Annotated in this window: 5 protein-coding genes and 1 pseudogene; 4 read left to right on the plus strand and 2 right to left on the minus strand. The window is 69.5% G+C overall.

Features of this window, described 5'->3' with window-relative positions; genetic code table 11:
- The first annotated feature begins 324 nt into the window (after positions 1-324).
- From HUU96_RS08980 to rsmA, 4 genes are all read left to right on the plus strand, one after another.
- Positions 325-2,577 (plus strand): LPS-assembly protein LptD, encoded by a 2,253-nt coding sequence (locus HUU96_RS08980; RefSeq protein ID WP_254605155.1) that lies wholly within the window; start codon positions 325-327, stop codon positions 2,575-2,577.
- 104 nt (positions 2,578-2,681) lie between these two features.
- The gene (locus HUU96_RS08985) at positions 2,682-4,025 is read left to right on the plus strand and encodes a peptidylprolyl isomerase (RefSeq protein ID WP_254605154.1); all 1,344 of its coding nucleotides are present in this window, start codon (positions 2,682-2,684) and stop codon (positions 4,023-4,025) included.
- The gene (gene pdxA, locus HUU96_RS08990; protein ID WP_302480228.1) at positions 4,018-5,049 is read left to right on the plus strand and encodes a 4-hydroxythreonine-4-phosphate dehydrogenase PdxA; all 1,032 of its coding nucleotides are present in this window, start codon (positions 4,018-4,020) and stop codon (positions 5,047-5,049) included. The genes HUU96_RS08985 and pdxA overlap by 8 nt, the downstream gene beginning before the upstream one ends.
- Positions 5,046-5,873, plus strand: a complete 828-nt coding sequence (rsmA, locus tag HUU96_RS08995; RefSeq protein WP_174292489.1) for a 16S rRNA (adenine(1518)-N(6)/adenine(1519)-N(6))-dimethyltransferase RsmA — start codon at positions 5,046-5,048, stop codon at positions 5,871-5,873. Before pdxA ends, rsmA begins: the two co-directional genes overlap by 4 nt.
- Here the strand turns inward: rsmA and HUU96_RS09000 are convergent.
- Complete coding sequence (locus tag HUU96_RS09000; protein WP_174292490.1) at positions 5,854-6,354, minus strand: tetratricopeptide repeat protein; 501 nt, start codon at positions 6,352-6,354, stop codon at positions 5,854-5,856. The genes rsmA and HUU96_RS09000 overlap by 20 nt on opposite strands.
- Before the next feature lie 32 nt (positions 6,355-6,386).
- A pseudogene (locus HUU96_RS09005) lies at positions 6,387-6,871 on the minus strand (RsmB/NOP family class I SAM-dependent RNA methyltransferase); the annotation flags it as partial.

Below are 6,871 nucleotides of genomic sequence, written 5' to 3' on the forward strand. Positions count from 1 at the left end.
CGAACCGGCCCGCCTGCGCCGCCGCCGCCGCCAGCGCCTGCCCGGCCGCGTCGATGCCGCCCCACGCCACACGCCCGATCGCGTCCTTCTCCACCGGCAGGACGAGGAGGGCCGGCTGGCCCGGATGGGCAACGAATTCGATCTGCATGAAGCTACTCTTTGGCGACGAGGTACCGGCAGGTCCCTACGCCAATGCGTCCGCCAAGCAAGGCCGCGACATTGCAGCGCGTTGCAGCGAGCGCGCTGGGGTGCGATAGGCGGCATATGGAAGGTCGGAACCGCGACCGTCCGCGCGCCGTGGTCAAAAGGGATGGTTCAGACATCGTGCTGCGTTGCGACCTGCTGGCGAGTTGCGCCGCGCCCTTTGCCCTGCTGCTGGCGGGGACTGCCGCCGGCCAGGACCTGCAGAACCGTCCGGTCGCGCCGCCGACCGCCGCCACTAATCCCGCGCCGGCCGGGGAGGACGAGGTAAACTTCACCGCCGCCGCGCTGGACTATGACAACAAGGCCGACGTGGTGACCGCGACCGGCGACGTCAGGATGACGCGGCAGGGCAACCGCCTGCGCGCCGACAAGGTGGTCTGGAACCGCACCAGCGGCAAGGTGCTGGCGACCGGCAACATCGCCGTCACCAACCCGCAGGGCGATGTCGCCTATGGCGACTCGATCGAGCTGACCGATGCGCTGAAGGACGGCGTGGTCGAGAACATGCTGGTGGTGCTCGACGACGGCGGCCGCCTCGCCGCCGAGCGCGGCACCCGGCAGGAGGACGGCACCATCGTCGTCGAGGAGGCCGCCTACACGCCCTGCTCGGTCACCAATCCCCAGGGCTGTCCCAAGTCGCCGAGCTGGCAGATCACCGCGGTCAGGGTGATCTATCGCCCCGACCGCCGGCGCATCTATTACAAGGGCGCTCGCCTTCACCTGCTCGGCCTGCCCGCCCTGCCGCTGCCGCAGCTGTCGAGCCCGGTCGGCGACAAGGGCGAGAGCGGCCTGCTCAGCCCAATCATCCGCTATACCCGCGCCAACGGGCTGGAGCTCGCCGTTCCCTACTATATCGGCCTGGAGCAGAACCGCGGCCTGACGATCACGCCGCACATCTATTCCGGCGTGCTGCCGATGATCCAGGCGCAGTACGACACGCTGGGCACTCACGGATCGTTCCGCGTCACTGCCTATGCGACCGAGAGCCGCCGCACTGACAACCTGACGCTGACCTCCTTCTACGACAGCGGAGCCGATACGGAGGAGGCGTTTCGCGGCTACCTCGATGGCATCGGCCGCTATCAGCTGACCCCAAACTGGTCGATCAGCGGCTCGCTGCGGTTGGTGACCGACCGCACCTTCCTGCGCCGCTACGAGATTTCCGGCGACGACCGGCTGCGCAGCACCGCCAGCGTCGAGCATATCGACCGCAACAGCTATCTGGGCATCACCGGCTGGTACGTCGAAACGCTGCGGGTCAACGATGCGCAGGGTGCCCAGCCGATCGCGCTGCCGGAGATCGACTATCGTCGCCGCATTGCCGACCCGCTGCTGGGCGGTGTCTTCACGCTGCAGGCGAACACGCTGGGCATCACCCGCAGCGAGGGGCAGGACACCCAGCGCGCATTCGTCAGCGCGCAATGGGACCTGACCCGGATCACGCGGTTCGGCCAGCAGGTCACCTTGACGGCGCTGGCGCGGGGCGACGCCTATCACAGCGCCAACGTGCTCGACACCATCCCGGTATATCGCGGCCTCGCCGGGTTCCACACCCGCGCGATCGGTACGCTGGCGATGGACGTGAAGTGGCCGCTGATCGGCGAGTTCCTGGGCGGCACGCAGCGGCTGACGCCGCAGGTGCAGATCGTCGCCACGCCGCATGTCGACAATTCCGCGGTCCCCAACGAGGATTCGCGCGCGGTCGACCTGGAGGACAGCAACCTCTTCGCCCTCAACCGCTTCCCCGGCTATGACCGCTACGAGGATTCCAGCCGCGTCACCTATGGCGTCGAATGGGCGCTCGATTTCCCGGGGCTCACGATCGATACGACGATCGGCCAAAGCTATCGCCTGTCGAACCGGGCGAGCATCCTTTACGAGGGGACGGGGCTGTCCGACCGCGCATCCGATATTGTCGGCCGCACCGAGATCCGGTTCCGCGACTTCGTGTCGTTCGTCCACCGCTACCGCATCGACAAGGATGATTTCACGGTGCGACGCAACGAGGTCGACGCGACCGTCGGCTCTCGCCAGACCTATGTCACGGTCGGTTATCTACGCCTTGATCGCGACATCTTCCCCTCGATCGAGGATTTGGAGGATCATACCGAGCTGCGGCTGGCCGGGCGCGTCCAGATCTCGCGCTTCTGGTCGGCGTTCGCCTCGTCGATCATCGACCTGACCGGCCGCGACCAGGACCCGCTTTCCATTTCCGACGGGTTCAGCCCCGTGCGCCACCGCGCCGGCGTCCAGTATCAGGACGATTGCCTGCGGATCGGCTTCACCTGGCGGCGCGATTACGTCGCGACCGGCGATGCGCGCAGCGGCAACAGCTTCCTGTTGACGCTGGCCTTGACCAACCTCGGCCGCTAAGCGCGGGTTCAGCTAATCGGACACAAGTGGGTGGCGGCGGTATCGCGCCGCATGGGGTGATGATGGTAGTGACGAGATTGCGACGCAGAGCAGGTCGCCTGGCGATGGCGGGTCTGACCGCGCTGACGGCGACGACGGGCGGGGTGGCTCGCCCCGTTCAACAGACCGCCTCCGACCAGACCGTGCCCGACCAGGCGGTGCCGCCGACCAACCTCGACCTGCCCTCCAACCTGCAGATCTTCGGCAAGCTCGACCCCAATGTCCGCAAGCCGACCGCGGTTGTCAACGACAGCGTCATCACCGGCACCGATGTCGACCAGCGCGTGGCGCTGATCGCGATCGCCAACAACGCGACCCTGACCAAGGACGAGCGCGACAAGCTGAAGCTCCAAGTGCTGCGCACGCTGATCGACGAGACGCTGGAGATCCAGGAGGCGAAGGTCGAGGATGTGACGGTCACCACCGCCCAGATCAACGACAGCTATGGCCGGGTCGCCAAGAACCTCAACAAGACAGTGGCGCAGTTCGGGCCGTTCCTGCGGGCGAATGGCTCGTCGGACCGCTCGCTCAAGCGCCAGATCGAGGGTGAGCTGGCATGGCAGCGTTATCTCAGCCGCAAGATCTCGCCAACCGTCAACGTCGGCGACACCGAGGTCAACGCGATCCTGGAGCGACTGAAGGCGCAGCGCGGCACCGACGAGTACGAGCTGCACGAGATCTATCTCAAGGCCGAGCCCGCCAACCAGCAGCAGGTGTTCGCCAATGTCCGCCAGCTGATCCAGCAGATCGAGCAGGGCAAGATCACCTACGACGCGGCCGCGCGGCAGTTCTCCGAGTCCTCCACGCGTTCGACCGGCGGCGACCTGGGCTGGATCAAGCTGTCGACCCTGCCCGATGCGCTCGCCACCGCGGCGCAGCAGATGCAGGTCGGCCAGATCGCCGGGCCGGTCGATACACCCGGCGGCTTCTCGATCCTCTACCTGGCCGACAAACGTCAGGTCGGTGCGGCCGACGCGCGCGATGCGGTGCTGAGCCTCAAGCAGCTGACGGTACGCTTTCCCGCCGGCATCGCGCCGCAGGAGGCGGCGAGCCGGGCGAGCGGGTTCGGCAAATCGATCCAGGCGCTGCAGGGCTGCGGCACCGTCGAGAAGGTGGCGGCGCAGCTGAACGCGGAAGTCGTGGACAACGACGCGGTGCGGGTCCGCGACCTGCCCGTCCAGCTGCAGGAGATCATGCTCAAGCTGCAGGTCGGCCAGGCGACGCCGGCCTTCGGCTCACCCGAACAGGGTGTGCGCGCGCTGGTGCTGTGCGGCCGTAGCGACGCCAAGGCGGCGGAGCTGCCGCGGCCCGACCAAGTCCAGAACCAGCTGGAGGAGAGCCGCGTCAACCTGCGCGCCCAGCAGAAGCTGCGCGATCTGCGGCGCGATGCGGTGATCGAGTATCGCTGAGGCCGCGACCGGCGCGGCGGCCGCGCTTGCGGTGTCGATGGGCGATCCCGCCGGGATCGGTCCGGAGATCATCGCCAAGTCATGGGCCGCTCGTGACGAGCGCGCGCTGCCTCCGTTCGTCGCGGTCGGCGATGCCCGCGCGGTCGAGCGCGTCTGGCACGGGCCGGTCGAGATCGTCACCGATCTCGGCCAGGTCGGCGCGGTGTTCGCCGGCGCGCTGCCGGTGTTCCGGGTGGAGGATGCCGGTGAGATCGTGCCGGGATCACCCGATGCCGAGGGGGCCCGGTGCGCGCTCCACTCGCTCGAACTGGCGGCCGGCCTGACCCGGTCGGGACCGGCCGCGGCGCTGGTCACCGGTCCGGTCTCCAAGGCGCAGCTCTACGGCATCGGCTTCACTCATCCGGGCCAGACCGAATTCATCGCCGAGCGGTGCGGGATCGCCGGCGACAACGCGGTGATGATGCTCGCCGGACCATCGCTGCGGGTCGTGCCGATCACCACCCATGTGCCGATCGCCGAGGTCGCCGGGCTGCTCAGCATCGCTCTGGTCGTTGCCAAGGCGCGAGCCACCGCGCGCGGGCTGCGGCGCGATTTCGGCATCGAGCGACCACGGCTGGCGTTCGCCGGCTTCAACCCCCATGCCGGCGAAGGCGGTGCCATCGGGCAGGAGGAGATCGCCATCCTTGTCCCGGCGATCGAGCAGTTGCGGGCGGAGGGCATCGACGCCAGCGGGCCGTTCGCGGCCGACACGCTGTTCCACGACCGCGCGCGCGCGCGGTACGACGTGGCTTTGTGCTGCTATCACGACCAGGCGCTGATCCCGATCAAGACGCTGCACTTCGACGACGGCGTCAACATGACGCTGGGGCTGCCGATCGTGCGCACCTCGCCCGACCACGGCACCGCCTTCGGCATCGCCGGCCAGGACCGCGCCAACCCGGGCGCGATGATCGCGGCGATCGCCATGGCCGCCCGGGCAGCAGGTTTCCGAGCGGCGTACCAGGCTTTGCCCGGCGCGGCGTGACGGCGCTGCCGCCGCTGCGCGAGACGGTCGCGCGCCATGGCCTGTCGGCGAGCAAGGCGCTGGGGCAGAACTTCCTGTTCGACGGCCAGCTGCTCGCCCGTATCGCCGCGGTGCCGGGCGATCTGGCGGGGCAGGAGGTGCTGGAGGTCGGTCCCGGTCCCGGCGGCCTCACCCGCGCGCTGCTCGCCGCCGGTGCCCGCGTCACCGCGATCGAGCGCGACCGGCGCTGCATCCCGGCGCTGGAGGAGTTGGCAGCGGCCTATCCCGGCGCGTTGCGAGTGATCGAGGGGGATGCGCTGGCGATCGATGCGCCCGCCTTGTTCGAGGGCAAGCCGCACATCGTCTCCAATCTCCCCTACAATGTCGGCACGGCGCTGCTGGTCGGCTGGCTGTCGGGCGAGGCGTGGCTGCCCTGGTGGCAGAGCCTGACGCTGATGTTCCAGCGCGAGGTCGCCGACCGCATCGTTGCGGCGGTCGACACACCTGCTTATGGCCGGCTGGCGGTGCTCGCACAGTGGCGGGCGCGGGCGCGGATCGCGATGCCGGTGCACCGCTCCGCCTTCACGCCGCCGCCCAAGGTGATGTCGGCGGTGGTCCATCTGGAGCCGGTCGAGACCCCGGCAGATGTCCGGTTCGACACGCTGGAACGGCTGACCGCGGCGGCGTTCGGGCAGCGGCGCAAGATGCTGCGCCAATCGCTGCGCGGTGTGCCGGGAGCGCTGGCGGCGCTAGAAAGCCTGGCGATCGACCCTACGCGCCGTGCCGAAACGGTCAGCGTCGCCGAGTTCGTCGCCTTGGCGCGCCTTACTCCTTCGCCGCGCTAGCCGGCGGGGTCACCTGCGCGGTCGTCACCGGCGGTCCCTTGGCCAGCGCCGCGGCAAGGGTGGTTGCATCGGCGCAGTCAGCCTTACAGAGTGTCTTGATCTTGGCGAGGTTCTCCCCCGCGCGCTTCACCGCGCCCTTTGCCACCAGCGCCTCGCCCTGGCCACGCAGCGCCGCCGTGTCGTTCGGATCGAGCAGCAGCGCCTCGCGATAGAGCCCGATCGCCTTGCCCGACAGCCCGCCAGCCATGGCAAGCTCGGCCAGCGCCACAATCGCACCGCGGTTGCGGGGATCGACCGCCAGCGCGGTCTCGATCAGGTCGGTCGCGCCCTCGGCGTTGCCGGCTGCCAGCGCCGCACGGCCTTGCGCCAGCAACTGCGCCGAGCGCGGGTCGATGCCGCGCTCACCGGGCTGGCTGCGCAGCGAGGTGGACATGCACACCAGCGCCAACGCCGCGGCGGCCGCTATCCAAGTGGTGCGCATGATCGTCTCCAGGCGAAACACAGGAGCAGAAACTAGCATGGTGCCCGCAGCCGCGCGACAAAAAAGCCGTCGGTCCCGTCGCTTGCCGGGTCCAGCCGCCAGCCCGCCGCCTGCGCCCGACCGGCGGGAAGGGTCGGCAGCTCGGCGCGCCAGCCGGGGTGGTCGGCGAGGAACGCAGCGATCTGGTCCGCACCCTCCACGTCGAGCAGCGAGCAGACCACATAGACCAGCGCGCCGCCCGGCCGGATCAGCGGCACCGCCAGCGACAGCACCCGCCGCTGGGTCTCGACCAGCCGCGACAGCCGCGCAGGATTGAGCCGCCACCGCGCCTCAGGGTTGCGCCGCCAGGTGCCGGTGCCCGAGCAGGGCGCGTCGGCCAGCACCGCATCGGCACCGGCCTGCCAGCTTCCGAGCCGCTCCGCCTCGCGGCCGGGATCGAGCAGCAGCGTCTCGATGATCGTCGCCCCGGCCCGTACGGCGCGGGGGGGCAGCCGCTGCAGCCGGCCACGATCGAGGA

The organism is Sphingomonas bacterium (genome assembly GCF_903644135.1).
In the GTDB taxonomy this organism is placed as follows: Bacteria; Pseudomonadota; Alphaproteobacteria; order Sphingomonadales; family Sphingomonadaceae; genus Sphingomonas.